Below are 26547 nucleotides of genomic sequence, written 5' to 3'. Positions count from 1 at the left end.
GCACACCTTGAGCAAACCTGACCATTCAACACAGCACGGCCAATGCCTGTGCGGCGCCGTGCAGTTCGATGCAAAAAACGTGGCGACTGATTTTCACGCCTGTCACTGCGCGATGTGCCGACGTTGGTCCGGCGGCCCGCTGTTCGCTGCCGACGCGGAATCGGTTACCTTTAGTGGCGAGGAAAACCTGCAACGCTACGCATCCTCAGACTGGGCAGAGCGCGGCTTCTGCCAGCGATGCGGCAGCAATCTGTTCTACTTTCTGAAACCAGCCGGGGCCTATCATCTGTGTGTCGGAGCCTTCGACAATGCCGCCGCGTTCACAATGGCCTCAGAAATTTTCGTCGACCACCAACCGCCCGGCTACGCGTTCGCAGGCCAACACCCGAGGCTGACGGAACAACAGGTACTGGCGCAATTCAATGGCGAAGACTGAACTCAGGCTTGTGCAGACGACCGAAAAGCCACCGCCGGTGCGGCGAATTCCCGGCGGGATATTTGTGCACGCTTAACCGGGTCATCATTGGCGTCGTACAATTCTTCAATACGCTTGATGCGGTGCGAAAGCCCTGCCCGGTTTGCAATCTGGATATTCAGGCCGGGTCGGGCATTCATTTCGAGCATTAGCGGCCCGCGATTGCGGTCAATGACTATATCAACGCCCAGGTAGCCAAGACCGCTGACTTCCATACCGCGCGCCGATGACTCCAGAATAAAATCCCAACCCGGTATTTGCAGTGAAGCAATGACAGAACCGGTATCGGGATGCTCTTCCACGACGCTGTTCTGCAGCACTCCGTGCAAGGTCTTGCCGGTCGCAATATCGACACCGGCACCAACAGCGCCCTGGTGCAGGTTCGCTTTACCGTCGGATACCCGGGTGGGCAGGCGCACCATCGACATAACCGGATAGCCGCGGTAGACAATGACGCGAATATCCGGCACACCCTGAAAACTCACATCGCCGAACAAGGGATCGAACTGCACGCAATACTCAATCATCGCCGTATCCGGATTGCCGGTGAGGCTGTACTGGCCACCGACGATATTGGAGATGTGATGCTTCAGGTCGTCCTCGCTGACCAGCATGCCGTTGCCAAGCCTAAAGCTGTCGCGCTTTCGCTTGCTGCGGCCGGCAATAACGACAATGCCGTCACCGCCACTGCCGTTGGCCGGTTTGATCACAAAGCTGTCGTGCTCTGCGACGATAGATGCAAAATTTCGCACTTCGCCCTGGTTGCTGATCAAGCCATACAAGTCCGGCACTGCCATGCCGGCTTCGAGCGCCAGCTTCTTGGTCAGTGCCTTGTCATCCACCCGCGGGTACAGATGCCGCGGATTGAGACGCATGATCAACTCGGCATTGCGCTCGTTAAGTCCGAGCACGCCGGCAGCCGCAAGTCGCTTGGCGATACCAAACATGATTAGTGCGGCTCACCAAGAACCCGGAAGCGCTTGAGTTCGGTCATCCTGTAACCGGTGTAACGGCCAAGCAGGACCAGAACGGCAAGGACTACCAACAGCAATTCGGGGAACGTGAAAATGGCATGCTCAAGCCAATCGAAGCCCATGCAAAGGTAGGCGACGATCGCCACGCTTAAACTTCCCAAGGCACTGCGCATCGCATCGCCCGGTCCGCGTTCTTCCCAGACGACCGACATGCGCTCGATGGTCATCGCGATGATCACCATGGGGAACAGTGCCACGGACAAGCCGGTTTCCATGCCCAGCTTGTGCGAGAGGATGCTGATAAACAGCATAAGCAAGACCACGATGGTGAGCACCGCCGACAGGCGCGGAACAAGGAGCAACCGTAGTCGCTCCAGCAAGAACCGAATACTCAGCCCCAACGCGACCAGCAGGGTAAACAGGACGATGCCGCGTACCAATTGAGTCTCGCGAAAAGACAGCGCAATCAGCACTGGCATGAACGTGCCAAAGGTATCCACACCAACAACGTTGCGCATCAACACAACGATCAGCGCACCGAGCGGAATCATGAGTATCACGCTGTAAACCGCCTGCGCCTTGATAGGCAGGCTCAGCAAAGAGAAATCCACCAAGACCGACTTACCCGACGCCGCCTGCTTCTTTGCGATATCCATCGTATCGAGGTAATACTTCTGCACCGCGAAACTGGCTTCAACGTTATTGCCGCCTTCAATGTTGACCAGCGGCTCACTGCCGCGCCACCAGATCAGGTATCGCCCCGGCAGCATCTCTTCACCGTTGACCGGATTAAAATGCCGCCAGCGGTCACCGTCATGAATTTCCAGCCACGGAATCAGCTCCGCTTCGCGCTGTTGATCGGCCAGTTCGATGCCGCGAATCATTCGCGCCGGAATTCTGGCGGCCGCCAATACGGTGGTCATGCGTTGCACGAAATCATCTCTTGAATTGGCATCGGCCAATAGCAGTTCGATGTTCGGGTTTGGCGATGGGTCGTTCGCCAGACGCAAGAGCTCGGAGGTAAACGAGGGGACGTCCGCAGAATGTTCACGAACAATATCCACAACGACTTCGACCGCTGTCTTGAGCGGTTCGTTTATGACCGGAGGTAAGGGAAAGGGCGGCGTAATGTCCGACTGGTTCGCATCCGGATCTTCGAAGACAACGATTCGGTAATAAAGCGTTTGCGGCCCGCGCGCACGACGCACCGTCCACTGTGCTTCGCGCCCGGTGCCAACGTAGTTAACGCCGAAACCGTAATTCTTGGACACCGCGTATTCGTCCAGTCGACCAAAGCCGGGCGTCAGCGTCGGAATTTGCAGATTGACCTTGATCGACCCTGGCCCGCTGTCGAAGTTAATCGAGGTCTCGACGATCCAGGTTGGCGTTTCCTGATCGTCGCTTAACGGAAAGCCCAGCACCTGCCACTTGTACAAGAACGTGGCTGAACCTATCAGAGTGAGCAACGCTGCAAGAACGATGACGTAACGACGGGTCACGGTTGTATCCCCGTTTCGTGGGCCTGCCTGGTACCTAACAAAATCGTGACACTCCCTGAATTATTCTCGCCGCGAGTGGCTGTTATGTCTGTAATCAACGGCGGTAACGCCGGGCCAGCGGTGTGAGGCGCAATTCTAACGGTATTGCGCCCGCGAGGTACGGGCAATTTTACAGGCTTTACCGCTGCTCGCCTGATTGCAGCGTATCGAGACCCAGAGCAACACTCATCGCCTGCCGCTTCATCACCGGACTCCGATTGAAGGCTTGCATGCCGCCCGCACGAGCAGCAGCGAGCAAGCCGGCATCGCTGCGGAAAAGACGGCTGATACCGTCGATGAAACGCAGCATCGTGCCATTGGCACCGCGACGCGCACGCTCGTAGCGCCGCAGAACGGGCAAATCTCCTGGGTACTCGCCATCACCCAGCGCGGTCGAAATGACGTTAGCAAGCATGGCCGCATCCGCCAATCCAAGATTGGCCCCCTGCCCCGCCAGCGGATGCACGCTATGTGCCGCGTCGCCCGTCAACACCAGACCGCGCCTGACGTACTCTTTGGCGTGTTGGGCCCGCAGCGGAAACGACCCGCACGGTGCGTCAACTCGAAGTTCGCCGAGCACGCCGTCGCTCGCGTCCGTGAGCTGCCGTGAGAGCGACGCGGGATCGGTCACGGATAGCTCTCGCGCTCTGTCAGGTTCAGTTGACCAGACGATGGATACGCGGCTGTCGAGCAATGGCAGCAACGCAATCGGGCCGTCACTCATGAATCGTTGCCAGGCAGTGAATTGATGCGGTCGCTCACAGCGCACGTTCGTGACCAGCGCGGCCTGCGGGTATTGCCAGCCCGTAACCTCTATGCCGCTGAAGCGGCGGACTGCCGATCCACCGCCATCAGCGCCGACCAGCAGATCGGCAGACAATTCGGTGCCGTCGTCGAACACGATTGCATGGCCACGATCATTGGGCACAACGGCTTCGATCCGCGCGCCATAGCGCATGTCGACGCCGGAACCAGCGAGCAATTGTTGCAGGCACTGCCGTATCAGCAGGTCCTCAACAATATAGCCCAGCTCCGGAAGCGCGAACTCAGCGGCGGAAAAATGCAGAGCGGCGGCTCCCTCAGGACTACCGGATTTATCCCAGACGCGCATATCCCGATACGGACACGCGCGCCCCGCCATCTTGTCGGCGGTCACACCAACGGTTTGCAGCAGGCCCAGCGAGCCAACCGACAACGCCGACACGCGCAGACCAATCGGATCATCGGCGGCCAGCGCCGCAGGCTGCCCGGCATCAACCAGCGTAATTCGCAAACGCTCATTGTGTTGCGAGCGTGCCAGCAACGCCGCAATTGCGAGGCCAACCACGCCGGCACCGGCAATGACGATGTCATGGGTGTTGTTCACTTCAATGGCACCCCACGTGACAATCGCGGCAACTCACCGGCAAGGCCCATCGTGTGCCGGGCGAACAGGCGACGCACGCCCGGTACCAGATCAAAGCCGAGCATGCCGACATTGCGCAGCAACCGCAGTGACCGCCGGCGACTGCCGAACAATCTGACCAGTCCGTCCGTAAAATGAACCAGCTTTTTCTGGTCCGCACGTCGCCAATCAGCATAACGCTCGAGCACAGCAGGGTTGCCCGGATCCGCTGCACCTTCGGCCAGCGCATCAGCTATGCAATCCGCCAGAGACGCCCACGTCACGCAGCCCCAGATTGAATCCCTGTGCCGCCACCGGATGCAAACCGTGCGCTGCATTGCCGACGAGAACTCCGCGACCGGCAACCAGGCTGTTCGCTTTGCTTAAGGACAACGGATACCGGGCGCGCTTGCCCCATCGTAGAGAACCGCCCAAGGCGGAAGCCAAAAGCCTCTTGTAGTTGCAGCGTAAAGTCGTCGTCACTGAGTGACAGCACACTGTCCGCCCGCTCCGGCTGCAGGGTCCAGACGAAAGTCACCCTGTCATCATTCGTCGGCAGAATGGCGATCGGTCCGTCGTTGGTAAAGCGTTCGTAGGCAACGTTTCGGTGTGGCTTTTCCGTCTGCAAGTTGCCGATGACCGCATGCTGGCCGTAGTCATGGTGTTGCGCACCAATGCCCAGCATTTCGCGGACACCGGAGTGGGCACCGTCGGCGGCGACCAGCAAACGGCATTCCAGTGACCGGGAATCGTCTTTGGAGTCTGCGTTAACCGTCACAGACGCAGTGGACGTTTGCACACTGCTGATGCGGGCCGGGCAAATAACATCCACGTTGTCGGCTGCCAGCAGAGCGTCGTTCAGCACCGTTCCCAGCACCCGGTTAATCACGACGTACCCAAGGGCTTCGACGTTCTGTTCAGCGGCGTCTATATGAGAAAAGCCGAAGCGGCCGCGATCGGAAACGTGTATCTGCTGAATGGCTGTGGATGCCGCGCGTATTGCCGGCCAGAGACCGAGCGCTTCAAAGGTGCGCTGACTGCTGCGCGACAAAGCCGTGGAACGATCGTCAAAACTGGGCTGCAGCGGCGCGGACCGCTCGATGGCTTCAACAACCGCAATACGCTGACCCAGTGGCGCGAGTGCCAGCGCCAGACTGATGCCGATCATGCCACCGCCGGCGATGACGATGTCGTATTCGTCGGCTTTCATGCGGCGCCCATCAGCTTTTCTATTATATCGGCATCGCCCGGCAATGACTTGCTGAGCACATCCGGGCCCTTCTTTGTGACCGCAACGTCATCTTCAATCCGGACACCGATGTTTTGCCAGCGCCGCGCTGCGCCGCTGGATGCAGAAATGTAGATGCCGGGCTCAACAGTGGTCACCATCCCGGACTCCAGCAAGCGCCACTCATCACCGACCTTGTAGTCACCGACGTCATGCACGTCCAGGCCGATCCAGTGGCCGGTCCGGTGCATGAAGAACTCGCGGTACGCTCCGTCACGCAACAAGCGCGCCAGCGTTCCATCGAGCAGCCCGAGTTTCTTGAGCCCTCGGGTAATGACCCGCACAGCAGCATCGTGCGGATCGTTCCACTGATTGCCGATGCAGGTTTTTTCGATCGCCGCCTGTTGCGCCTCGTAAACGATGTCGTAAACCGCCCGCTGCTCAGGCGAGTATCGGCCGTTAACGGGAAGCGTGCGGGTAATGTCGGACGCGTAGTAGTCCAGCTCACAGCCAGCATCAATCAGCACGAGGTCGCCGTCTACCAGCGGCTCGCTGTTCTCTACATAGTGAAGAATGCAGGCGTTGGCGCCACCACCAACAATCGGGCTGTAGGAATAACGGGCATTCGCACGACGGAACTCGTGGATAAATTCGGCTTCCAGCTCGTACTCGAACATACCCGGTCGTACCTGCTGCATCGCCCGACGGTGTGCGGCGCCGGCCACTTTCGCTGAGCGACGCATGGAAGAGATCTCCGCGCGACTCTTATAGAGGCGCATGTCATGCAACAGGTGGTCGAGTGCCACGAACTCGTGCGGTGCATGTGCTCCCGATGATCCCCGGGAACGCAGAGACTTGATCCAGTCGGCAACTCTGGCGTCGAAATCGGAGTACGCACCCATCGCATAATAGACGCGGCTACGGGATTCGATAATGCCGGGCAATATGTCGTCGATATCGTCAATGGGGAAGGCGTCGTCGGCGCCGTAGTGACTGACAGCCCCTTCCGGCCCCGCGCGGTAGCCGTCCCAGCGTTCTTTGTCGATGTTGCGCTCGCGGCAGAACACAATGTATTCGCCACTGGCCCGGCCCGGTGCAAGTACTGCCACCGATTCGGGTTCGTCAAAACCTGTCAGGTAATGAAAGTCGCTGTCCTGCCGGTATCGGTACTCAACATCCCTGCTACGCGTCTTGGCCGGCGCGCTGGGCAGCAGCGCAATGCCGTCCTCGCCGACCATGCGTATCAGTTGCTTGCGTCGCTTGGCAAATTCGTTGCTGTTCATTGACCAAAAATCTGGCCGGAGGAACCCGGCGTTTTAGTGAAGTGCGTCCGGGCTCTTGCCAGTGACGCGTTTTCCGTCCCGTACATCGGCAAGCTCCTCGAAGGCAAGTTGTGCTGCAACCCGCACGTACTCAACCAACTCGACGTAAGCAGCTTCCGTTTCGTCATCCGCGCCCTCGTCGTCGGCCGCCGCGCGCGTGATCTGCAGCATGTCCTTAATAAGGTCCGCCAACGGCTCAACGGAAAGTCGCTCCCGAACCTTGTCGTTGCGCTGTCCTGAAACCAGTCCGTGCAGGTATCCCTCGCACCAGTGGCCCAGCGCCTCAGCTCGCGCAGACGCCGAGGCGTACTCGTCGGGCAACATCAGGTTGAACGCCGATTGTCGCTCAGAGAGCTGCCGGTAACTCGAACCGTGCACAGCAATCAACATCGCTTCGCATTCCGCGCGCGCGGCGTTCCCCGCATCGACGCCTTCCAGGACCTGCTCCAGCCAGGCCTGACCCGCTGGCGCCCCTTCAGTTGCAAGCCGGCTGCAGAGCAAGCCGTGCGCCTGCGCCACTTCCCAGGTTGAACCGCAACGCCGCAGCGCGGCTTCGAGTTCGTCAAAATCTATCGCTTGTTCCATAATGCTGTCAGATCGTCTGTGTGTAGTCCGCTGCGCACGCATGATCCCACGGAATGCCATGGCCCGCCACGCGAAACCGGGCGTTCCCGCTGACAAGATTGATTCTGTAACCGGGCGGCTCTATATTGCCGCCATGACTGAGAATACAACGGCAAAGTTTGAGAACGAGCTGAAACGGCTGGAACAGCGCGTGGATGCATTGGTCAAAGTCTGCGACACGCTGCAAGACGAGAACCGCACGCTGAAGCAACGTCAGGATGCGCTGACGGCTGAACGGGCTACCCTGTTACAGAAGAACGAACAGGTTCGAGCGCGTGTAGAGGCGATGATTGGCCGCCTGAAAGCGATGGAGCAAAGCGGCTAGGCAATCAGGCGAGCCGCCAGACCTGCACACGCAACAACTGCTTGCCGACGCTGTCAAAGAGACTGCAGCGCGCCGTCAGCAACAAACCACCGAGTACCGGAGCCAGATCAATGAGTGAAATGTACGCCCAAGTCAGTGTCCGAATTCTTGAAAAGGAATACCAGGTGGCATGCCCGGCCAGTGAGCGTACTGACTTGCTGGACTCTGCCGAAATTCTGAATTCGAAAATGCGTGAAATTCGCGACAGTGGCAAGGTAGTCGGACTCGACAGGATTGCAGTAATGGCGGCTCTCAACATGGCAAATGAGTTGCTGCATGCAAGAGCCCGCGACAAGGATCTCGACGGCGACTTCAGTCAACGAATCAAGCTCATCGCCGATCGTGTAGAATCGGCACTTAGCGGTAATCAGCAACTAGAGCTATAAGCTATAGCGTACTGATAATCGACAACGAACAGAATTGGCGTCTCCTGCGGTGTTCGATACCGTTCTGGAAACCCCTCGACCCTAACTATTTACATCGGGGTCGTGCACTGTCGGCAGCATGTGTGCAAACCCACTACATGTGGATAGCCTGGTGCTGTCACGGCTGGCCCCACCTGTTGCTCCGGTTCGAGAGCGACGACCGGTAACGGCACAGGCGGGAGGCGCCTCCTTACATTCTGCTTCGACCGACTCAAAATGCAGTCAATTGCGCAAACCCGCGCAAAATTTCCTGTTACAAAGATTAACAATCGAAAAAAATGTAACGTGCCGTTGAGCCGCGAATTGGTCATCACCCAATACTGATGGACTCTTCTAACTAGCGTCCAGACAACGGCACTGCACCGTCAAACGCTTTCGCAACAATCCAATTGCGCGTTCAATGTGCATCGATAGTCGGCGTGTCGTAACAGCGACAAGATAGCGCTCAAGCACCGTGTCGCGGCACTGCGACTACCAATCGGTCCAACACTCCACTTGTAACTCGGTCACTCACACCAATGGCATTGAATCCTCCAAGTCATTAGTTTTATAGAATTTTTTTCTCACGTAATTGCTGCACGCTGGCACTTGCGGGCTAGAGAAATCGTGCTGTCGTCGGTACTGATAACAAGTACAAAGCGAATACGAGCGCAATCAATCGATAGCAGTGCGACGTCCGATCAAGCGATGCGACACGTATCACCAACGACGCCGAAGTTGCGATGAATGCATTTTCAAATTCAGGAATTTCAAATTGTCGGAATGCAACGGCGGTGACTTGCGCAAATCACTCGTCAAACCAGCTGCAATCGCTTCGTCGCACAGTGTGACCGGGTTCACTTAACTTGCTGGATTTTTTACTTTTGTTGTATATACTCAGCCCCGGGTACCCGACACGGAGAAAATGATGGCTACCAAAAAGAAGTCAAGCAAAAAAACTTCAAAGCGGAAGACCGCTACGAAGCGCAAAGTAACGAAGAAGAAAGTCGCGAAGAGAAAAGTAGCGAAGAAGAAAGTCGCCAAGCGTAAGACGGCTAAGAAAAAAGTCGCCAAGCGTAAGACGAAGAAGAAAGCTAAAAAGAAAGTAGCTAAGCGCAAGACGAAGAAAAAAGTCGCCAAGCGCAAGACCAAGAAAAAAGCTAAGAAGAAAGTAGCTAAACGGAAAACTAAGAAGAAGACCAAGAAGAAAGCCGCTAAGAAAAAAACGGCCAAGAAGAAAGCTAAAAAGAAAGCTAAGAAAAAAGTCGCTAAGAAGAAAGCTAAGCGTAAAGTGAAGAAAAAGGCCGCCAAGAAAAAAGCGACCAAGAAGAAAGCGACTCGGAAGACCCGTAAAAAGGCTTCCAAGAAGAAGTAAGTAGCTGGAAAGAACGGCTGCTGTTTTGCAAGAGGCGCGGTATGGCCTGAGCTGAAACGGTAAGCCAATGGTCTTCTTCCAGACCAAGGAATATGCCCGCTTTTGCGGGCATATTTCGTTTCTGCCCCAGCAAATCGAGACCTGCTTCATAGCCAAATTCAAATCGATGGGATAAGCTCCTCCGCCAATACACTAACTAGTACCGCAAGCCATCGAGTTATCACCGGACAGGGCTTGCGACATTGACGGTCAGCCGATGGATCAAACCGCAAAGAAAATGAGCGTTGCGAAAGCCGCTCTCGAGTACATCGAAACCGGCATCGTGCTCGGCGTGGGTACGGGCTCGACCGTAAACTGCCTGATCGACTTTCTGCCTTCATTGAGTTCACGGGTGGAAGCGTTTGTTTCCAGCTCGGCCGCTACAACGAAGAAGCTCGAGGAACTGGGCTTTGAGGTTTCCACACTGAACGATGTGGGCGACATCGATTTGTACATCGATGGCGCGGACGAAGCGACCAAGCATCGCCAGCTCATCAAAGGCGGCGGCGGCGCCCTGACTCGGGAAAAGATTCTGGCTGCAGCTTCCCGTAAGTTCGTTTGCATTATCGACGACAGCAAACTGGTCGGAATGCTGGGCGGCTTCCCGTTACCTATCGAAGTCTTGCCGATGGCTCAGGCCTTCGTGGCCCGCAAGATCGTCAAGATGCGTGGCCAGCCAATCTGGCGCGAGAACTTTGTAACCGATAACGGCAATCACATACTGGACGTCCACAACCTGAAGATTACAAACCCGCCAGAACTTGAAACCCGTATTAATCAGATTCCGGGCGTGGTGTCAGTGGGTATTTTCGCGCAACGCGCCGCGGACGTATTGCTGATATCAAGTGAGCAGGGAGTAAGAACAATACGCGGCTGATCCAGCGGCGGGCTTGCCAGGCGAAGACGGTACGAGTGACGCACTGGCGGGGCTAAAATTCTCAGCCCCACTCTCAGGACATGACCAGGCAAAATTACCGAATAATCTGCCAGCCAGATCGCCGCTCCGAGCTATAAAAAAAAGGGCCCACAAAGTGGGCCCTTTTTTTTATAGCTGGCTGGGGGACAAGGATTCGAACCTTGATTGGCGGAGTCAGAGTCCGCAGTCCTACCGTTAGACGATCCCCCAATTCCATCCACGGGTTCGCCGGACTGTTCCGCCGAACCCGTGATCTGACTCGGGTAACACCGCAGCGCCGAAGCTGCTGCGCTGCCGAAGCAATTAGCGCTTCGAGAACTGGGTAGCGCGACGAGCTTTGCGCAGGCCGACTTTCTTACGCTCTACTGCACGCGCGTCACGGGTAACGAAACCGGCACGGCGAAGTTCGGGGCGTAATGACGCGTCGTATTCCATCAACGCACGTGTCAGACCATGGCGAATTGCGCCGGCCTGACCGGTGGTACCACCGCCGGTAACACTGACATTGATGTCGAACGCGTCGTTCAACTTCATCAGGTCCAACGGCTGGCGGACAATCATGCGTGCCGTCTGACGACCGAAAAAGGTGTCCAGCGGGCGATTGTTCACCGTGATGGCGCCCTTGCCAGGCGTCAAATAAACGCGCGCCGTCGAGGTTTTGCGTCGTCCGGTACCGTAAAACTGTGTATCACTCATTCTTGTTGCCTCTGTGCCGATGCGCGAGCGCCTCAGGCGTTAATGTCCAGTTGGATCGGCTGCTGAGCCTCATGACCATGTTCCGGGCCGGCAAAAACGCGCAGCTTCGAGAACATTTTACGACCGAGCGGATTGCGCGGCAGCATGCCTTTCACGGCGAACTGCAACGCGCGCTCGGGCGCTTCGCTAAGAAGCTTCTCAAGCGGCACGGATTTCAGGTTACCAATGTACCCCGTGTGACGGTGGTACATCTTGTCCTTCAGCTTGTTACCGGTAACCCGAATTTTCTCGGCGTTGACGACAACAATGTAGTCGCCGGTATCTACGTGCGGCGTGTATTCCGGCTTGTGCTTGCCGCGCAGGCGGCTTGCAATTTCCGTTGACAATCGACCCAGGGTTTTGCCAGTCGCATCGACAACGTACCAGTCGCGGCGTACTTCTTCCGGCTTGGCGGAGAACGTCTTCATTTATCAATATCCAGTTGGGAAATCGGGCATCCGAAACGCAGTGTTTCAGACGCTACGCCCGGGCAGGGAGGCACTTGCCACACGGCCCCGGCGAAAGGCGCGAAATTCTACTGTAGGTGGTTCGGCAATGCAAACCCTTATGACGAATCGCACGGTTCCCAGCCGGCCGACAGGGCCAATCAGAACACCTTTAAATATCAGTGACTTAAATTAGCTTGCCGGACCAGGCTGGAACTCCGGGCTAACGCTGATGGATCAGAATGCGTATTCGATCGACAGCGCCGTGTAGGTATCGGTCTTCTCAGTACCGACCGGCACATCACTGTTGTTCTTGATTGTGTACGACGCCACCAGGGCAAATTCGCCTAACAAGCGGGTACGGAGCGCCGTGATGGACTCGGTGTAGGTATTGGTATCACCCGTTTCAACACTCAGCTCCTGAGTAAACTGTGAGGTGTCAGTCAGCTGCCAGCGGTAGAGCAATCCGCCTCGACCAATGAAGCCCTCCTCCGACGTGCCATCACTCAGATCTGACTGTCGCGCACCAAAACCGATTTCAGCGCTCAGGTGATGCTTTTCGGTTTCGATGAGCCGCCGGCCGTAACCCACCGTCTGCGAGAACTGCTGGTCATAGCCACTGAACAGATCTTTCCGCCAGGTCAGTCGCCCGAACAAGAAGTCGTGCTCGGACATGTTGAACTCGGACTTCCAGCCGATTTTATAAGCCTCGGCCGTGGACTCATTGTTCTCGTCGGCCTTAATGGCAGTGGCATCCAGCAGGTGCTGCCAATTGCCGTGTTCGTAGCCCACTTCAAACTGCGAATTGAGGCTAGAGCTGTCCGTGTTGCCGCTCGTTGCCAGGTAGCCCAGTGCAGCTTTGCCACTCCACGGACTTTCTTCTTCCGCGGCCGGGCCACTCTGCGCGAGGGTGGTGGTCGACAGTGCGGTCAAACCTGACAACAGGGCGATAAGTTGCCATTTCATATCAGTGCTCCTAATTTTCATACATTTCATGGGCCGCGCGGGCAACGACAATGCCGATAACCGGGTCGCAGTTCGCTTGGCTGCTGTAGCAAAAGGGCCGGCAGTATACTGGCGCGCTACGGTCTCCGGTACCCTCTGTAACCGATTGTCACAGTTGCCGAAAAATGCGTGAACTCAGTGCCAATGGGCAATGCATGGTTATAATGTCGGCATGAACAAGCGCCAAATGTCTCCGATCGATCAACTCCTGTCCGGTGTGGACAACGCACTCAGAACCATCACGGTCAAGAGTGCGGGACCCGCACGCGCCAACCCTGCACAGCAAATCGCAGATGCGGACCTCTCCCCTGCCGAACGGCGTCATGCCGCCGGCCTCATGAGGGTCAATCACGCAGGCGAGGTTGCCGCACAAGCCCTGTACCAAGGGCATGCCGCCGTTGCACGCGATCCGGAAGTGGCCACCCACATGCGCCAGGCCGCCAATGAAGAGCGTGACCATCTGCACTGGTGCGAAGAACGCATAGGCGAACTCGATGCATCGGTCAGCCGGCTTAGCCCGTTGTGGTATGCCGGTGCGTTCGCGATTGGTGCAGCCAGTGGCGTACTGGGCGATCGCTGGTCATTGGGTTTTGTTGCCGAAACCGAACGGCAGGTTGCCGAACATCTTGGCAATCACCTGGAGCAACTGCCGGCAGCGGACCTGCGTAGCCGCGCGATCGTGCAACAAATGCGCGATGAGGAGATTGAACACGGCGCCGAGGCAAAACAACGTGGAGCGGCCGATTTACCGCCGCCAGTGCGTCGAATGATGCAATTCACGGCCAAAATCATGAAGCGAACCGCATATCGGCTGTAATGCTGCTGGTCTATGAGTATTTAGTTAAATATAATCCCAACGCAAAATAGAATTAATAAAACACAGACTTAGCTTGCTCTTGGCAGTCGGCTAAATTGACATGGGGAGAGGCGCATCGCGCCGAGGATCAAACTGATGCAAACAACTGCGAAGAACCTGAGCGATGTGCCGGCGATTAACCGCTTCCTGAGTTATTGCCGCGTAAGAACAGTGCCCTCAAAGACCGTCATGATCCACGCGGGTGATCTGCCGGACGTTCTTTACTACATCGTCGATGGCTCTGTCGAAGTCATGATCGAAGATGAGGACGGCAACGAAATGGTCCTCGCTTACCTGAACAAAGGGCAGTTCTTCGGCGAAATGGGCCTGTTCTACGAACAGCCGACTCGCAGCGCCTGGGTGCGCACCCGAACCGAATGCGAAATTGCCGAGATGACCTACCCTCGTTTCCGCCAGATCGCCAGCGAGAGCCCCGGCCTGGTTTTTGAACTTGCCACGCAGCTGGCAACGCGCCTTGATCGCACCAACCGCAAACTGGGCGATCTGGCCTTTGTCGACGTTACAGGTCGGGTAGCGCACGCGATTATGGACTTGTGCAACGAGCCCGATGCGATGACCCATCCTGATGGCATGCAGATCAAAGTCAGCCGCCAGGAACTCAGCCGGCTGGTCGGCTGTTCACGGGAAATGGCTGGCCGGGTACTAAAGGTACTTGAAGAACAGGGACTGGTTACCGCAAGCGGCAAGACCATCGTCGTTTACGGCGCACGACCCAACCGCTGATCATCGGGGGCGGCGCTCAGCCGCCCTGATTATTTCTTAGCAATTTCCGCTCTCATTGCCGCGATGGTGGCGGCGTAATCATCGCTACCAAAAATGGCCGAACCGGCAACGAACATGTCGGCTCCGGCACGCGCGCAATCGCCAATGTTGCCGGTTTTTACACCACCGTCCATTTCCAGCCGGATATCATTGCCGCTGGCGTCGATCAATTGCCGCGCACTGCGCACCTTGTCGAGCGAAGACTCAATAAACGCCTGACCGCCAAAGCCGGGGTTCACCGACATGATCAGGACCAGATCGATGTCGTCGATGACGTGTTCAAGCCACGATAACGGCGTTGCCGGATTGAACACCAGGCCCGCTTTACATCCCTGCTCACGAATGAGGCCCAGCGTGCGGTGCACGTGTTTGCTTGCCTCCGGGTGAAAACTGATGAAGTCAGCGCCCGCCTGCGCGAAATCCGGAATCAGTCGATCGACCGGCTCGACCATCAGGTGCACGTCGATAGGCGCGGTAATGCCGTAGTTGCGCAGCGCCTCACAAACCATGGGACCGATTGTGAGATTGGGTACGTAGTGGTTGTCCATCACATCGAAATGCACGACGTCAGCGCCGGCATCGAGCACGGCCTGGACATCATCGCCAAGCCGGGCAAAGTCAGCGGACAGAATAGATGGCGCGATTAACGGTTCCACGTGAGTTCCTTGATGTGCGGGTAGCAAGGTTTGGGCACTTTACCCAATGGCGTCCACCGTTTCACGCCAGATGTTTTCAAATACGGTGTCGTTCAGCGAATCGTACGTCGAGCCTTCAGCATTTCATACGCGCTGCGAATGTCTCGTGTGCGTTTTTGCGCACCGTCCATTTCAACTTTCCCCACGTTCGAGCCAGACAGCTTGTCCGGGTGATTGCGATTGATGAGGCGTCGATACGCGGTCTTGATCTCGTCGTTGCTGGCATTCTGCGATACACCGAGTGTCGCGTAGGCTTTAGCCAATCGCTCGGCATCTGCATTGCCTTGCGGCGACTGGCGAAAACCGCGTTGGGCACGCAGCATCGCTTCGAGCTGGGCAAGCTCCACGCGACCGATATCAAGCTCCGTGCAGACGACCCACAACAACGCGCGCTCACGCTGGTGCAACCCGCCCTTCGACAACGACGTCTCCATCAGCAGATGCACGAACAAACGCCGCAGCTCGGCCGCCCGTCCACTCGTGCGGCGCATTTCCTGAATAGTGGCCTTTAACGGAAAAGAACCTGCCTTGCCAGATTGAAACCAGACGATTGCCTCACGGACCTGCCCGGCGTTGAGTCCCAGGCGGTGCATCAGCGCACGCGCAGCACGAATTTCTGCCTCGCTCACCCGCCCGTCTGATTTGGCCAGATGACCCATGGTTTGAAACAACGGCCGCACGAAGGCGGCTGGCAAGCGACCCAGATTTGCCCCGTCGCCCGCTGTCCGCGCAAATTTCGTGGCAAATCCACGGTCAAACTGATGGCCCAGGAACAAACCTGCCAGCGCCAGCCACACACGCCCGGTCGCCAAACCGACAACGGTACCAATCACTTTGCCCAAATACGGCATTTACGTAAGCAGCCTCTTCAAGTTGCAACGGCCAATGCTAACGTCCGACCGCTGCGATTCCTACAAGTGCCGCTTGCCCCTGCATTCGCGACGCGCCATCATGCGCCCAGATCAGTTACCGCCACTGCGGAAAATTCATGCCATCGCCAACCGAAGCCCTGTTCGAATCCGAGGTCCCATCATTAACTCGCCTTGCCCGAGGTAAGGTGCGCGATATTTACGCCGTTGATAATGACCACCTGATGATCGTCACAACCGACCGCTTGTCCGCCTATGACGTGGTCTTGCCGGATCCGGTGCCTGGAAAAGGTTATGTACTAACGCAACTTTCGAACTTCTGGTTCGAGCGCATGACGGCCGCTGTGCCGAACCACCTTACTTCATTGACCGTTGCCGATGTCATCAGCGATCCGGCCATACGCGAACCACTGGAAGGCCGTACCATCGTTGTTAAGCGTCTCCAGCCATTACCCATCGAGGCGGTTGTTCGCGGCTACCTGATCGGCTCCGGGTGGCGCGACTATTGCGACACCGGCGCACTCTGCGGAATCACGCTACCGGCCGGTCTGCAACAGGCCGCGAAACTACCCGAGCCGCTGTTTACACCGGCCACCAAGGCGGCAGTTGGCGACCACGACGAAAACATTTCTTTCGATACCTGTTGCGATCTGATCGGGCGAGAGCTCGCTGAGCGCGTACGCGCGGTAACGATCGACATATACCTGCGCGCCAGCGAATACGCCGCCAGTCGCGGCATTATCGTTGCCGACACCAAGTTCGAGTTCGGTCTCGATGATGACGGCAAGTTGTACCTGATCGACGAAGCACTGACGCCAGACTCGTCCCGGTTCTGGCCACAAAGCGAATACCGCACCGGCATCAGCCCACCGAGTTACGACAAGCAATTCGTGCGTGATTATCTGGATACGCTGAGTTGGGACAAGACCGCACCCGGCCCGTCATTACCCGCGGAAGTGTTGGCACGCACGGCGGCGAAGTACCACGAAGTGCTGGAGCGCCTGACCGGAACGGACTAGGCCGGCGTAGCGCGTCCAGCGCTCCAGGCCTGCACGATACGACTCATCTCGGCCAGACCGTCGCTTAGCGCCGCTGGCCCGGGTTGCAGAATCAGCGCGGACTTTATTTCGTGCAACTCGCCGTCACGAACTGCCGGCACCTCCGCCCACCCCGGCCGCTCAACAACGCGTTCCGCCCTGAATTTTTTGCCACACCAGGACGCAATGATGATGTCCGGTTGTCGCCGCACTACCTCCAGCGGGTCGGCGATAATTCTGTTCTTGCCCAGCGACTCTTTGGCCAGCTCAGGAAAGCAATCGTCGCCACCGGCTATTGCCAGCAACTCTGAAACCCAGCGGATGCCGCTGATCTGTGGCTCATCCCATTCCTCGAAGTACACCCGCGGCCGGACCGGCATGGACTCTGCGCGTTGTTGTGCGGCCGCCAGATTGGAACGCAATGTGGCACACAGGCTTAACGCCTTCGCCTGCTGCCCTACCAAGCCACCAACGACGGCCACCATCGTCAGTATCTCCTCGACGGAGCGGTGATTGAACACGTGCACGGCAATCCCACGCCGAATCAAGTCAGCCGCGATATCGGCCTGCAGATCCGAAAAACCGAGGACGAGGTCCGGCGCCAGATCAATAATCCTGTCAATCTTTGCGCTGGTGAATGCCGAGACGCGGGGCTTTTCGCGCCGTGCCTGCGGAGGGCGAACCGTGAAACCGGATATTCCGACTATGCGCCGGTCCTCGCCGAGCAAATACAGCGTCTCGGTGGTTTCCTCGGTGAGGCATACAATGCGTTCGGGATAGCGTACAGACATGATGAGAACCGCAGACTCCAGTTACACACAGGACGCGCGACACAGTACCATGTTGTCGCAATGGACCATTGAGGAGCTACAGTGCTTCCAGTAATCAACGATCACATAGAAAAACTTGTCTGGGGCAATCACCTGCAATCGGCCGGTCGTGCCGGTCGACTCGCAGCAACCCTGTTGCGTTTTCTCTATGGGCTCACGCGAGACATTATTTACGGTCAGCTGACATTGCGCTCCATGAGCCTTGTCTACACAACGTTGCTGTCGATAGTGCCGCTCATTGCGTTCAGCTTCTCCGTATTGAAAGGCTTCGGCATCCATGAGCAACTGGAACCGCTGCTCTACGACTTCCTGATGCCGCTTGGCGAACAAGGCGAACGAATCGGCAGCGAAGTGATGGCGCTCGTTGACAACGTCAAGGGCGGATTGCTCGGCGGCATCAGTCTCGCATTCTTTATCTACACCGCCATTTCCATGGTGCAAAAGGTCGAAGAAAGTTTTAACTACGTCTGGTACGTGAGCAAGCCACGCAGCTTTGCTCGTCGCTTCACCGAGTACACCATCGTACTGCTGATCGGGCCGGTTGCCGTCGTAGTGGCGATCGGCATTCTGGCGTCAATACAAAGCAACGACCTGACTCAATACGTACTGAACAGCGCGCCACTCAGCCCGCTCGTCATCGCCTTTGGCAAGCTGACGCCTTACCTGCTGATCAGTGCGGTGTTTACGTTCCTCTACAAGTTCATGCCGAACACCAAAGTACGACTCAGTGCGGCATTACTCGGTGGCCTGGCCGGCGGATTTCTGTGGGTCAGCATGGGCGCCTTCTTCACCTCGTTCGTCGTCGAGGCAGCGCGCATTCCGAACGTCTACCGCGGCTTCGCCGTGGCCGTCATGGCGTTGATGTGGCTGTACCTCAACTGGCTCGTACTCCTGATCGGTGCCCAGATTGCATTCTATGTGCAGAAGCCGGCGTTCTTGCGGCTGGGCCGACGTGAACCTCGCCTCTCGAACTCGGTACGGGAACGACTGGTGCTGAGCATCATGTTGTTCGTGGGCCGTGCCTTTCGCGACCCGGGCCACAACGTGTCGCTGGATGACATAGGCAGCGAACTTAAGATTCCGACGTTGGCACTTGCGCCCACGGTTACGCGGCTCGAGCGAGCAGGCCTGTTGCTGACAACGGAAAATGAATGCCTGATCCCGGGCCGGGATCTGGGGCGCATCAGCTTGCACGACATCGTCAATGTCGTTCGTTCAGGCGGCGTGACCGGTTCTTATCGCGACCCCAACTGGAGCAAGCAAATCGACAGGCTGGGCGCTGCTATCGAAACAGCCGTGGCCGACACCCTCGGCGACAAGACCCTCGCGGATCTGCTGGACGAAGCTGTCACTGACGACTGAGCGTTGCCGCTCAGGCGCCGGCAATTGTCATATCGTCGACCAGCAACGAGCCGCAACGAATGCCGCCGCGCAAATCCTGATCGTTGCCTATGGCCAGTATGCGCTGATACAGGTCGCGTAGATTGCCGGCAATCGTCACCTCGTGTACCGGGTGTACGATCTCGCCATTTTCGATCCAGTAGCCAACGGCACCGCGAGAGTAGTCGCCGGTTACACCGTTGACGCCCTGCCCAATCAGCTCCGTCACCAACAAACCGCGCTTCATGGATTTGATCAACTCGGCCTTGTTGCCCGCGTTGCCTGGCACCAGCAGGTTGTGCACTCCGCCGGCATTGGCCGTTGTCTCAAGTCCCAGCCGTCGCGCGGAATACGACCCAAGCACATAGCCCTGCAACACGCCGTCGGCGACGATGTCGCGATCACGAGTTGCCACGCCTTCAGCATCGAAGGCCGCACTGGCCAATGCGCCTTCGATGTGCGGTCGCTCCTGAATCTGCATGAACTCCGGGAATATCTTTTCGCCACTGGCCTTCAGCAGGAACGATGCCTGGCGGTACTGTGCGCCGCCGCTGATCGCACCAATCGCGTGCCCGATAAAGCCACGCGCCAGTTCCGGCGCGAACAATACCGGCGCTCGCGTCGTGGCAATTTTGCGCGCTCCCAGCCGACCCACCGTGCGTTCCGCCGCAACCGTACCTACTGTTGTCGGCGCTTCAAGTTCGGCTGCGTTGCGGGAACTGCTGAACCAGTAGTCACGTTGCATGTCGCCGTCTTCCTTCCCTACAACAACGCAACTCAGGCTGTGACTCGTCTTGCGCACACTGGCAAGAAAGCCGTGCGAATTGCCGTAGGCGCGAGCACCGTTCGAAGAACCGACCGTTGCCCCTTCGGAGTTCACGATACGGGCGTCATAGTCGCGAGCCGCCGTCTCACATTCAATAGCGATCCGTATCGCCTCATCGGCATTCAGGTCCCACGGGTACACGAGCTTGAGATCGGCAGGGTTCTCTGCCATCAGGTGCGCGTCGGCCAGTCCGGAATGTTTGTCAGCCGCTGTGCTCGATGCGAAAGAACAGGCTTTGGCAACGGCCTCGCGCAAAGCCGCTTCAGAAAAATCCGAGGTACTCGCACTGCCCTTGCAGGCGTTCATGTAGACCGTCACGCCAACGCCACGGTCATTGGTGTACTCAAGATTTTCGACGTCGCCCAGCCGCGCCGTCACACTCAGGCCTACATCGTGGCTGGCTGCCGCCTCCGCCTGATCCACGCCACGCAGACTGGCTTCGTCAAGCAGTATTCGTACAACCTGCTCGAGATTGGTCGTGTCCGGCGCGATCCGTTCTATCGTCTCACTCATGGTACTGATGACTCCCAGGGCAGGCGGGTTCGTGACCGCACCTTCCAATTCTGCGGCATGCTAGTATGCGCGATCATCGCTGGCCGGCGAGCAGCCGGAGCAGCGCGTCATCGCCATCCGCTTTTTTAAGCGGCGACAGCTTAGCCGTTGATGAACTCAAAGCCCAGTAAAAGCGCGAAAAAACGCGACGCCAAAAACGTCCAGTCGCTCGGCGAACGTTTGCTCGAATTGACCGAGCAACAACTTGCCAAGATGCCGATGGACGATGACCTTCGCGATCTCATCACGCACAGCAAGAGCATCCGCTCGAACTCCGCTCAGCGCCGGCAGCGAATGTATCTGGCGAAAGTAATGCGTAGCACTGATACTGAACAATTGCAGGCGGCAGTCGATGCCCTTGAACAAGGCCAGAATCTCGAACGACAGCTTTTTCACCGGGCCGAGCGCTGGCGCGACCGGCTGGTGAGCGAAGGCGCTCCGGCACTGCAGGAATTCAATACAACGTACAACGGCGAGCACCCGGAACTGTCCCGACTGGTGCACGACCTCCGTCCGGGGATGCCCGAAGCGGCACGTCGACAACTCAGTCGGCAAATATTCCGGCAGATTCACGTCGATATTGCGGCAGCAATACAGAAAAGTGACTGTTAGAATCGCGGATTAATTTTTTGGCCGGCAGCCTGTCTTGTCAGTCGTCACTTCAGCCAACAAGAATTTATATGAACGCAAAAATCGGCATCATCATGGGCTCGCAATCAGACTGGGAGACCATGCGTCATTCAGTCAAAGTGCTGGAGCAACTGGGTATCGACCACGAAGTAAAGGTCGTATCGGCCCATCGCACGCCGGACCTCTTGTTCGAATACGCTGAGAATGCGCAACGTCGTGGACTGCAAATAATTATCGCCGGAGCCGGCGGTGCAGCGCACCTGCCCGGCATGACGGCGGCCAAAACACGCCTGCCGGTTATCGGCGTTCCAGTCCAGTCAAAGGCATTAAGCGGCATGGACTCCCTGCTATCCATCGCACAAATGCCCGGCGGAATTCCCGTTGCGAGCATGGCGATCGGCAAAGCCGGCGCGACCAATGCGGCCTTGTTCGCGGCGGCGATACTGGCGATAGAAGATACGCAGGTCGCGAGTGCGCTCGACAATTTCCGCGCCCGGCAAACTGAAAAGGTACTCGCGGACGACGATCCGCGCGCCGGGGACTGAACCATGGTCCGAGTAGGCATTATCGGCGCCGGACAACTCGGCCTCATGCTCGGTATGGCAGCCCGCGAGCTCGGCGTGGAATGCGTGTTCCTCGACCCGGCGGAGCAACCGCCCGCCGCCAGTGTAGGCAACGTCATTCGCGCTCAGTTTGACGACAACAAAGGGCTCGCGGAACTCGCCGCTTCAGCATCGGTCATTACGTACGAATTTGAGAATGTGTCGGTTGCCGCTTTGTCCGAACTGAACGAGAAAATCGCAATTTACCCGCCGGTGGCAGCTCTCGATGAAGCTCAGGACCGCCTGAACGAAAAGCAGCTGTTTGCTGCGCTCGATATTCCTCTGCCGCTATACCGCACTGTCGACAGCGAACAGGATCTGCGCAATGCCATCCGCGACATCGGCCTGCCGCTGGTGCTGAAAACCCGCCGACTGGGCTATGACGGCAAGGGCCAGTACCTGCTGAAGTCCGCAGACGACGTTGAAGACGCGCTGCGTACTTTGCCTAACAAGCCACTGATTGCCGAGCAGTGGGTTAACTTTGATCGCGAAGTGTCCGCGATCGGCGTACGCAGCCTGGACGGCAATGTCGCGACTTATCCGCTGACAGAAAATCAGCATCGCAATGGCATTTTGCGCTGCTCGCGAGCGCCAGTCGGGCCCTCTGAGATGCAGGAACTCGGCAACCGGCATCTGGAAAAACTGATGACCCACCTTGACTACGTCGGCGTTATGGCGCTGGAGTTTTTCGTAGTCAACAATGAACTACTGGCTAACGAGTTTGCACCACGCGTACACAACTCCGGGCACTGGACCATCGAAGGCGCCGCCACCAGCCAGTTCGAGAATCACATCCGTGCGATTTCGGGTATGCCGCTCGGCGCAACGTCCGCCGGGACTCATGTGGGCATGGTGAACCTGATAGGTGCAATGCCAAACAGCCCGGATACGCTGATCGATGCAGGCATGCATGTCCACGATTACGGCAAAGAACCGCGCAGTGGACGTAAACTGGGGCATATCACGCTGACCGACAACGATGCCGAGGTGCGTGATCAACGACTGCAAAAACTGGAAGCAATGCTGGCTGGATAACCGCAGCGCCCGATCCGCGAACTGGCTCACGGCGCTGGTCGGGAACTGGCTCACGGAGCCCGCGGTGTCGATGGGCTACAATCCGGGTACACTCAGGGAACTGATCTCTAACAACTAATTTGTCGTAAGACGCTTTGCCAATGTCCTATCTGGAACATTTTAAACTTAACGAGCAACCGTTTCGGCTGACCCCGGATCCTGAATTCGTCTACTGGAGCAAGCAGCATGCTCGGGCCAAGGCGTACATGGAATCCACAATCTGGTTGGCCGATGGATTCGTGGTCATTACCGGTGAAATCGGTTCGGGCAAGACCACCCTCCTGCAGGCCTTCCTGACCGAGCTGGCCGACGACATCGTCTACGCGGTCGTTTCTCAGACCCAGCTCACGCCTACCCAGTTTCTGCAGGCCGTACTCGCGGAGTTCGGCTTTGAGCCGTTCAACAAGCGCAAGGTTGAGCTGCTCGACATGCTCAACATGTTTTTGATCGAACAGTATTCAAACGGCAAGAAGGTCGTCTTGATCGTTGACGAAGCGCAGAATCTGAGTAAAAAAGTACTTGAAGAAATTCGCATGCTATCCGGCATCGAAACGCACAAGGAAAAAGTTCTGCGCATTATTCTCGCAGGCCAGCCCGAACTGCGTCAGAAACTGGAATCACCGCGACTCAAGCAGCTCATTCAGCGAGTCCGCCTGCGCTTCCACATAGGTCCACTCGACCTTCGGGAAATGCATGAATACATTGAGCACAGACTCGAAGTCGCCGGGCACGACAAGCACGATTTGTTCAGCGAGGATTGCTATGCATGCATACACCGCTACACAGGCGGTGTACCGCGGCTCATCAACACCTTGTGCGACACAGCCTTGCTTTGCGCCTATGCAGAACAGAAGACGACGCTTACCGATGCAGATATCGTGGCGGCGGCTGAGGAACTCGGCTGGAAAGAAGTAAGCGAGGATGACGACCGTTCAGCCAATCTGCCACAACTGGTAACGCGACACTCAACACCGATGTGCTCCGTGCAGATTCGCACGGATGGTCACCTCGTGTCCGAATACAATCTGAAGTCGGGCCGAGTAGTTATCGGCCGTGCGCCGGACAACGAAATTTACATCAAGAGTAAATTTGTCAGCCGCCATCATGCACAAATTGTTTGTAACGATGATGGCTGCATCGTCGAGGACCTGAACAGCACGAACGGAATTTTCATCGGCAACCGGCGCGTCAAAAAACATTTCCTTCAGGATGGAGACGTTGTCTCACTTGGCATTCACGATCTCGTATTCCGCGACCTCCAGGACGATGAGGACGAGGAACTCGACGACGATCTGGATGACATTGTCGATGATGAAATTGACGACGAACTCAGCGATGAGCTGGAAGAAGAAGCGACCGAAGAAGAGTTCGACGAAGACGATATGGAAGATGAAGAACGCGCTGCCAATGACAGCACTGCCTGACTGCTACCGTCAGATTTCGTGATCGTTCTTGGCTCGCCTGTCGTGTTCGCGACTGTCACGCCGCTTCAATAACACAACCAGGCCTGCAACCAGGCAAAACAAGCCAACGGAAAAACAGATTGTCGGCCAGTACCAGTGGTTCAGGTACATTGACGCTGCCAGTGATATCGCGCCTACCAGCAAGTAGAAATAAGGCAGACTTTCATAGATTGGTTTCGATACCCACATACCAGGACCCGCTTAAATAGTCATACGGGATTGTGGCTTGCGCAGCAGGCGTAGTCCAGCCACTGCGGGATACCGGTCAAGCGCGGCTCAGACCGCAGCATGTATGCCGCGATCCGGCATTATCCTTTTGATTTTTCAAATATTTCGGCGCGAATTCAGGGCGCCGGTGAACTTATTTGCCGCGAAACATGAAGAATCCGAAAACGCGCGACATCAGAGAATCGGACAGTCCGTCGACAGACAGGTCACTTTCAATCTCCATCGCATCGCTACGCAGGCTTTGCACGAAAGACTTCGCTGTTGCATCAAGATCGTGTTCGGTAATAGTGCTGTCCAATGTACTGTCCTCGCTGGCTGAATTGCTGAACAGACTTTAGCGACCAGCGCCGCTGCCTGCAGTGAAACGATTCACAAAGACTGCTCGCTGAACTGACTAAATTGCGGCTTATGTAATATCCATCGAGCGCACAGGATCAAGGTTCGCGTTAGCCGGTGCCACCCACCGTGATCTCGTTAATTTTCAAAGTAGGCTGACCGACGCCAACCGGCACAGACTGCCCGTCTTTGCCGCACGTGCCGACACCGCGATCCAGCGTCAGATCATTGCCAACCATGGATATTTTTTGCAGGACATCCGGGCCGTCGCCAATGAGCATAGCGCCCTTGACCGGCTTGCCGATTTTGCCGTTTTCGATGAGGTAGGCCTCGCTCGCCGAGAACACGAACTTGCCGGAGGTGATATCCACCTGGCCGCCTGCAAAGTTGGGTGCGTAAATGCCTTTCTGCACGGAGCCAATAATCTCTTCCGGGTCGTGACGGCCTGCAAGCATGTAGGTATTGGTCATGCGTGGCATGGGAATGTGCGCGAACGATTCGCGGCGTCCGTTGCCAGTGGCTTCGACGCCCATCAGCCGTGCATTGAGTCGGTCCTGCATGTAGCCACGCAAGATGCCATTTTCAATCAGCACGTTGTATTTTCCCGGCGTACCTTCATCGTCGACGGCCAGCGAACCGCGTCGTCCCGGCAGGGTTCCGTCATCCACGATCGTGACGTTCTCGGCGGCAACTCGTTCGCCCACACGACCGCTGAATGCGGACGTGCCCTTGCGATTGAAATCGCCCTCCAGCCCATGGCCGACGGCCTCGTGCAGCAGAATGCCCGGCCAACCGGCACCAAGCACCACAGGCATCGTGCCTGCCGGCGCTGGCACGGCTTCAAGTTGAATCGCGGCCTGGCGTACGGCCTCACGCGCCAAAGACATCGGCAGGTCTTCGTCGCTGAAAAAGTATTCCAGACCGTTACGCGCACCACCGCCGGAGTATCCCTGCTCACGACGCCCGTTCTCTTCCATGATGACGCTGACATTCAGCCGTACCAGCGGACGGACATCGGCCGCCAGGGTGCCATCGGCCGCCGCGACCAGGACCATGTCCTGACTACTGCCGAGACTGACCATAACCTGCACTATGCGCGAGTCCAGTTTGCGGGTTTCCTGGTCAATCCGGGTCAGCAAGGCGGTTTTCTCCGCATCGCTCACGCTCGTGATCGGATCAACAGCAGAGTAAAGCGCCGAATAGCGAACAGCCGGTCTGATCTGTACGGATCTGGATTGCCCCTGACGGGAAATCGCGCGGGCGGCTTTTGCGGCGTGCTGCAACGCAGGCAACATCAACTCATCCGAATACGCAAAGCCGGTTTTCTCGCCGCTGACCGCACGCACACCAACACCACGATCGACGCTAAAACTGCCTTCCCGAATGATGCTGTCTTCCAGCGACCAGTTTTCCTGACGGCTCACCTGAAAGTACAGATCGGCGGCGTCGACATCGCCACCATTGATCAGGCCAAGCGCGTTCTCAAGGTGCCGTTCATCCAGTCCGGCGGGCGCCAGCAGGTTGCCAGTTACAGTATCCAGTGCGTGGTCAGTCATG

Annotated in this window: 30 protein-coding genes, 1 tRNA gene, 1 other RNA gene and 1 pseudogene; 14 read left to right on the top strand and 19 right to left on the bottom strand. The window is 57.2% G+C overall.

What is annotated here, in order from left to right; genetic code table 11:
• Positions 1 to 7: 7 nt before the first annotated feature.
• Positions 8 to 436 (top strand): GFA family protein, encoded by a 429-nt coding sequence (locus tag AC0L8N_RS14190; RefSeq protein WP_473668325.1) that lies wholly within the window; start codon positions 8 to 10, stop codon positions 434 to 436.
• A 2-nt stretch (positions 437 to 438) separates the two neighbouring features.
• On the opposite strand, the gene AC0L8N_RS14185 is transcribed toward AC0L8N_RS14190, so the two are convergent.
• From AC0L8N_RS14185 to AC0L8N_RS14150, 8 genes and pseudogenes are all read right to left on the bottom strand, one after another.
• On the bottom strand, positions 439 to 1422 hold the full coding sequence (locus AC0L8N_RS14185; protein WP_473668323.1) for an alpha-L-glutamate ligase-like protein: 984 nt from the start codon (positions 1420 to 1422) through the stop codon (positions 439 to 441).
• A 2-nt stretch (positions 1423 to 1424) separates the two neighbouring features.
• Positions 1425 to 2948 carry an inactive transglutaminase family protein gene (locus AC0L8N_RS14180; protein ID WP_473668321.1) on the bottom strand — a complete coding sequence of 508 codons (1524 nt, stop codon included), beginning with the start codon at positions 2946 to 2948 and terminating at the stop codon, positions 1425 to 1427.
• Between the two features lie 178 nt (positions 2949 to 3126).
• Positions 3127 to 4353 carry a UbiH/UbiF/VisC/COQ6 family ubiquinone biosynthesis hydroxylase gene (locus tag AC0L8N_RS14175; protein ID WP_473668319.1) on the bottom strand — a complete coding sequence of 409 codons (1227 nt, stop codon included), beginning with the start codon at positions 4351 to 4353 and terminating at the stop codon, positions 3127 to 3129.
• Positions 4350 to 4655 carry a hypothetical protein gene (locus tag AC0L8N_RS14170; RefSeq protein ID WP_473668317.1) on the bottom strand — a complete coding sequence of 102 codons (306 nt, stop codon included), beginning with the start codon at positions 4653 to 4655 and terminating at the stop codon, positions 4350 to 4352. The genes AC0L8N_RS14175 and AC0L8N_RS14170 overlap by 4 nt, the downstream gene beginning before the upstream one ends.
• The gene (locus AC0L8N_RS14165) at positions 4621 to 4854 is read right to left on the bottom strand and encodes an FAD-dependent monooxygenase (RefSeq protein ID WP_473668315.1); all 234 of its coding nucleotides are present in this window, start codon (positions 4852 to 4854) and stop codon (positions 4621 to 4623) included. Before AC0L8N_RS14165 ends, AC0L8N_RS14170 begins: the two co-directional genes overlap by 35 nt.
• A pseudogene (locus AC0L8N_RS14160) lies at positions 4802 to 5539 on the bottom strand (FAD-dependent monooxygenase); the annotation flags it as partial. The pseudogene AC0L8N_RS14160 and the gene AC0L8N_RS14165, both read right to left, overlap by 53 nt.
• A gap of 38 nt (positions 5540 to 5577) precedes the next feature.
• Positions 5578 to 6882 (bottom strand): aminopeptidase P N-terminal domain-containing protein, encoded by a 1305-nt coding sequence (locus tag AC0L8N_RS14155; RefSeq protein ID WP_473668313.1) that lies wholly within the window; start codon positions 6880 to 6882, stop codon positions 5578 to 5580.
• 33 nt (positions 6883 to 6915) lie between these two features.
• Entirely contained in the window at positions 6916 to 7506 is a 591-nt protein-coding gene (locus AC0L8N_RS14150) for a UPF0149 family protein (RefSeq protein WP_473668312.1), read from the bottom strand.
• A 40-nt stretch (positions 7507 to 7546) separates the two neighbouring features.
• Here AC0L8N_RS14150 and AC0L8N_RS14145 point away from each other — a divergent pair, with 40 nt between their 5' ends.
• From AC0L8N_RS14145 to rpiA, 5 genes are all read left to right on the top strand, one after another.
• The gene (locus AC0L8N_RS14145; protein ID WP_473668311.1) at positions 7547 to 7870 is read left to right on the top strand and encodes a TIGR02449 family protein; all 324 of its coding nucleotides are present in this window, start codon (positions 7547 to 7549) and stop codon (positions 7868 to 7870) included.
• A gap of 110 nt (positions 7871 to 7980) precedes the next feature.
• On the top strand, positions 7981 to 8295 hold the full coding sequence (locus AC0L8N_RS14140; RefSeq protein ID WP_473668310.1) for a cell division protein ZapA: 315 nt from the start codon (positions 7981 to 7983) through the stop codon (positions 8293 to 8295).
• A gap of 38 nt (positions 8296 to 8333) precedes the next feature.
• Positions 8334 to 8520, top strand: a non-coding RNA gene (gene ssrS, locus AC0L8N_RS14135) — 6S RNA.
• Positions 8521 to 9241: 721 nt separating this feature from the next.
• Complete coding sequence (locus AC0L8N_RS14130; protein ID WP_473668309.1) at positions 9242 to 9688, top strand: hypothetical protein; 447 nt, start codon at positions 9242 to 9244, stop codon at positions 9686 to 9688.
• Positions 9689 to 9944: 256 nt separating this feature from the next.
• A complete protein-coding gene (gene rpiA, locus AC0L8N_RS14125) occupies positions 9945 to 10604 on the top strand; it encodes a ribose-5-phosphate isomerase RpiA (RefSeq protein ID WP_473668308.1) in 660 nt (219 codons plus the stop codon).
• Positions 10605 to 10779: 175 nt separating this feature from the next.
• Here the strand turns inward: rpiA and AC0L8N_RS14120 are convergent.
• From AC0L8N_RS14120 to AC0L8N_RS14105, 4 genes are all read right to left on the bottom strand, one after another.
• A tRNA-Gln gene (locus tag AC0L8N_RS14120) sits at positions 10780 to 10853 on the bottom strand.
• A 93-nt stretch (positions 10854 to 10946) separates the two neighbouring features.
• Complete coding sequence (rpsI, locus tag AC0L8N_RS14115) at positions 10947 to 11339, bottom strand: 30S ribosomal protein S9 (RefSeq protein WP_068616816.1); 393 nt, start codon at positions 11337 to 11339, stop codon at positions 10947 to 10949.
• Between the two features lie 32 nt (positions 11340 to 11371).
• On the bottom strand, positions 11372 to 11806 hold the full coding sequence (rplM, locus tag AC0L8N_RS14110; protein WP_473668307.1) for a 50S ribosomal protein L13: 435 nt from the start codon (positions 11804 to 11806) through the stop codon (positions 11372 to 11374).
• Between the two features lie 255 nt (positions 11807 to 12061).
• On the bottom strand, positions 12062 to 12790 hold the full coding sequence (locus AC0L8N_RS14105) for a DUF481 domain-containing protein (protein ID WP_473668306.1): 729 nt from the start codon (positions 12788 to 12790) through the stop codon (positions 12062 to 12064).
• A gap of 211 nt (positions 12791 to 13001) precedes the next feature.
• Between AC0L8N_RS14105 and coq7 the strand changes: the two genes are divergently transcribed.
• Both coq7 and crp read left to right on the top strand, forming a co-directional pair.
• On the top strand, positions 13002 to 13646 hold the full coding sequence (gene coq7, locus AC0L8N_RS14100) for a 2-polyprenyl-3-methyl-6-methoxy-1,4-benzoquinone monooxygenase (RefSeq protein ID WP_473668305.1): 645 nt from the start codon (positions 13002 to 13004) through the stop codon (positions 13644 to 13646).
• Between the two features lie 135 nt (positions 13647 to 13781).
• On the top strand, positions 13782 to 14429 hold the full coding sequence (gene crp / locus AC0L8N_RS14095; RefSeq protein ID WP_068616822.1) for a cAMP-activated global transcriptional regulator CRP: 648 nt from the start codon (positions 13782 to 13784) through the stop codon (positions 14427 to 14429).
• 29 nt (positions 14430 to 14458) lie between these two features.
• On the opposite strand, the gene rpe is transcribed toward crp, so the two are convergent.
• Both rpe and djlA read right to left on the bottom strand, forming a co-directional pair.
• Positions 14459 to 15124: a ribulose-phosphate 3-epimerase gene (gene rpe / locus AC0L8N_RS14090; protein ID WP_473668304.1), complete on the bottom strand. Its 666-nt coding sequence runs from the start codon at positions 15122 to 15124 to the stop codon at positions 14459 to 14461.
• 92 nt (positions 15125 to 15216) lie between these two features.
• Positions 15217 to 16014, bottom strand: coding sequence for a co-chaperone DjlA (gene djlA, locus AC0L8N_RS14085; protein WP_473668303.1), 798 nt, complete (start codon positions 16012 to 16014; stop codon positions 15217 to 15219).
• A 137-nt stretch (positions 16015 to 16151) separates the two neighbouring features.
• Between djlA and AC0L8N_RS14080 the strand changes: the two genes are divergently transcribed.
• On the top strand, positions 16152 to 17051 hold the full coding sequence (locus tag AC0L8N_RS14080) for a phosphoribosylaminoimidazolesuccinocarboxamide synthase (RefSeq protein WP_473668301.1): 900 nt from the start codon (positions 16152 to 16154) through the stop codon (positions 17049 to 17051).
• On the opposite strand, the gene AC0L8N_RS14075 is transcribed toward AC0L8N_RS14080, so the two are convergent.
• Complete coding sequence (locus AC0L8N_RS14075) at positions 17048 to 17860, bottom strand: cobalamin-binding protein (RefSeq protein ID WP_473668300.1); 813 nt, start codon at positions 17858 to 17860, stop codon at positions 17048 to 17050. The two genes, AC0L8N_RS14080 and AC0L8N_RS14075, sit on opposite strands and share 4 nt — an antisense overlap.
• A gap of 81 nt (positions 17861 to 17941) precedes the next feature.
• Between AC0L8N_RS14075 and AC0L8N_RS14070 the strand changes: the two genes are divergently transcribed.
• Positions 17942 to 19261, top strand: a complete 1320-nt coding sequence (locus tag AC0L8N_RS14070) for a YhjD/YihY/BrkB family envelope integrity protein (protein WP_473668299.1) — start codon at positions 17942 to 17944, stop codon at positions 19259 to 19261.
• Positions 19262 to 19271: 10 nt separating this feature from the next.
• On the opposite strand, the gene pmbA is transcribed toward AC0L8N_RS14070, so the two are convergent.
• Complete coding sequence (gene pmbA, locus AC0L8N_RS14065) at positions 19272 to 20618, bottom strand: metalloprotease PmbA (protein WP_473668297.1); 1347 nt, start codon at positions 20616 to 20618, stop codon at positions 19272 to 19274.
• Positions 20619 to 20768: 150 nt separating this feature from the next.
• Between pmbA and yjgA the strand changes: the two genes are divergently transcribed.
• The 4 genes from yjgA (at position 20769) to AC0L8N_RS14045 (ending at position 24387) form a co-directional block, all read left to right on the top strand.
• Entirely contained in the window at positions 20769 to 21269 is a 501-nt protein-coding gene (gene yjgA, locus AC0L8N_RS14060; protein ID WP_473668296.1) for a ribosome biogenesis factor YjgA, read from the top strand.
• Between the two features lie 68 nt (positions 21270 to 21337).
• Entirely contained in the window at positions 21338 to 21832 is a 495-nt protein-coding gene (gene purE, locus AC0L8N_RS14055) for a 5-(carboxyamino)imidazole ribonucleotide mutase (protein WP_473668295.1), read from the top strand.
• A 3-nt stretch (positions 21833 to 21835) separates the two neighbouring features.
• Positions 21836 to 22924: a 5-(carboxyamino)imidazole ribonucleotide synthase gene (locus tag AC0L8N_RS14050; protein ID WP_473668294.1), complete on the top strand. Its 1089-nt coding sequence runs from the start codon at positions 21836 to 21838 to the stop codon at positions 22922 to 22924.
• A gap of 140 nt (positions 22925 to 23064) precedes the next feature.
• Complete coding sequence (locus AC0L8N_RS14045; protein ID WP_473668293.1) at positions 23065 to 24387, top strand: AAA family ATPase; 1323 nt, start codon at positions 23065 to 23067, stop codon at positions 24385 to 24387.
• Between the two features lie 9 nt (positions 24388 to 24396).
• Here the strand turns inward: AC0L8N_RS14045 and AC0L8N_RS14040 are convergent, their stop codons facing one another.
• From AC0L8N_RS14040 to tldD, 3 genes are all read right to left on the bottom strand, one after another.
• Positions 24397 to 24615 (bottom strand): hypothetical protein, encoded by a 219-nt coding sequence (locus AC0L8N_RS14040; protein WP_473668292.1) that lies wholly within the window; start codon positions 24613 to 24615, stop codon positions 24397 to 24399.
• 172 nt (positions 24616 to 24787) lie between these two features.
• Positions 24788 to 24952, bottom strand: a complete 165-nt coding sequence (locus AC0L8N_RS14035) for a hypothetical protein (RefSeq protein ID WP_156762820.1) — start codon at positions 24950 to 24952, stop codon at positions 24788 to 24790.
• 148 nt (positions 24953 to 25100) lie between these two features.
• Positions 25101 to 26546 (bottom strand): metalloprotease TldD, encoded by a 1446-nt coding sequence (gene tldD, locus AC0L8N_RS14030; protein WP_473668291.1) that lies wholly within the window; start codon positions 26544 to 26546, stop codon positions 25101 to 25103.
• Position 26547 lies beyond the last annotated feature (1 nt).

The sequence above is a fragment of the Woeseia sp. D3-10 genome (assembly GCF_055809415.1).
The sequence above is the reverse complement of the archived record's forward strand: the minus strand, read 5'-3'. Positions and strand labels throughout refer to the sequence as shown.

Bases quoted from the DNA above. Each gene is read 5' to 3' on its own strand.
- crp (WP_068616822.1), top strand. From the start codon at position 13,782: ATGCAAACAACTGCGAAGAACCTGAGCGATGTGCCGGCGATTAACCGC.
- AC0L8N_RS14040 (WP_473668292.1), bottom strand. From the start codon at position 24,615: ATGTGGGTATCGAAACCAATCTATGAAAGTCTGCCTTATTTCTACTTG.
- purE (WP_473668295.1), top strand. From the start codon at position 21,338: ATGAACGCAAAAATCGGCATCATCATGGGCTCGCAATCAGACTGGGAG.
- AC0L8N_RS14145 (WP_473668311.1), top strand. From the start codon at position 7,547: ATGATCCCACGGAATGCCATGGCCCGCCACGCGAAACCGGGCGTTCCC.
- AC0L8N_RS14130 (WP_473668309.1), top strand. From the start codon at position 9,242: ATGGCTACCAAAAAGAAGTCAAGCAAAAAAACTTCAAAGCGGAAGACC.
- yjgA (WP_473668296.1), top strand. From the start codon at position 20,769: ATGAACTCAAAGCCCAGTAAAAGCGCGAAAAAACGCGACGCCAAAAAC.
- AC0L8N_RS14045 (WP_473668293.1), top strand. From the start codon at position 23,065: ATGTCCTATCTGGAACATTTTAAACTTAACGAGCAACCGTTTCGGCTG.
- pmbA (WP_473668297.1), bottom strand. From the start codon at position 20,618: ATGAGTGAGACGATAGAACGGATCGCGCCGGACACGACCAATCTCGAG.
- AC0L8N_RS14150 (WP_473668312.1), bottom strand. From the start codon at position 7,506: ATGGAACAAGCGATAGATTTTGACGAACTCGAAGCCGCGCTGCGGCGT.
- rpiA (WP_473668308.1), top strand. From the start codon at position 9,945: ATGGATCAAACCGCAAAGAAAATGAGCGTTGCGAAAGCCGCTCTCGAG.
- tldD (WP_473668291.1), bottom strand. From the start codon at position 26,546: ATGACTGACCACGCACTGGATACTGTAACTGGCAACCTGCTGGCGCCC.
- coq7 (WP_473668305.1), top strand. From the start codon at position 13,002: ATGAACAAGCGCCAAATGTCTCCGATCGATCAACTCCTGTCCGGTGTG.
- AC0L8N_RS14080 (WP_473668301.1), top strand. From the start codon at position 16,152: ATGCCATCGCCAACCGAAGCCCTGTTCGAATCCGAGGTCCCATCATTA.
- rpsI (WP_068616816.1), bottom strand. From the start codon at position 11,339: ATGAGTGATACACAGTTTTACGGTACCGGACGACGCAAAACCTCGACG.
- djlA (WP_473668303.1), bottom strand. From the start codon at position 16,014: ATGCCGTATTTGGGCAAAGTGATTGGTACCGTTGTCGGTTTGGCGACC.
- AC0L8N_RS14140 (WP_473668310.1), top strand. From the start codon at position 7,981: ATGAGTGAAATGTACGCCCAAGTCAGTGTCCGAATTCTTGAAAAGGAA.
- AC0L8N_RS14075 (WP_473668300.1), bottom strand. From the start codon at position 17,860: ATGTCTGTACGCTATCCCGAACGCATTGTATGCCTCACCGAGGAAACC.
- rplM (WP_473668307.1), bottom strand. From the start codon at position 11,806: ATGAAGACGTTCTCCGCCAAGCCGGAAGAAGTACGCCGCGACTGGTAC.
- AC0L8N_RS14050 (WP_473668294.1), top strand. From the start codon at position 21,836: ATGGTCCGAGTAGGCATTATCGGCGCCGGACAACTCGGCCTCATGCTC.
- AC0L8N_RS14105 (WP_473668306.1), bottom strand. From the start codon at position 12,790: ATGAAATGGCAACTTATCGCCCTGTTGTCAGGTTTGACCGCACTGTCG.
- AC0L8N_RS14155 (WP_473668313.1), bottom strand. From the start codon at position 6,882: ATGAACAGCAACGAATTTGCCAAGCGACGCAAGCAACTGATACGCATG.
- AC0L8N_RS14185 (WP_473668323.1), bottom strand. From the start codon at position 1,422: ATGTTTGGTATCGCCAAGCGACTTGCGGCTGCCGGCGTGCTCGGACTT.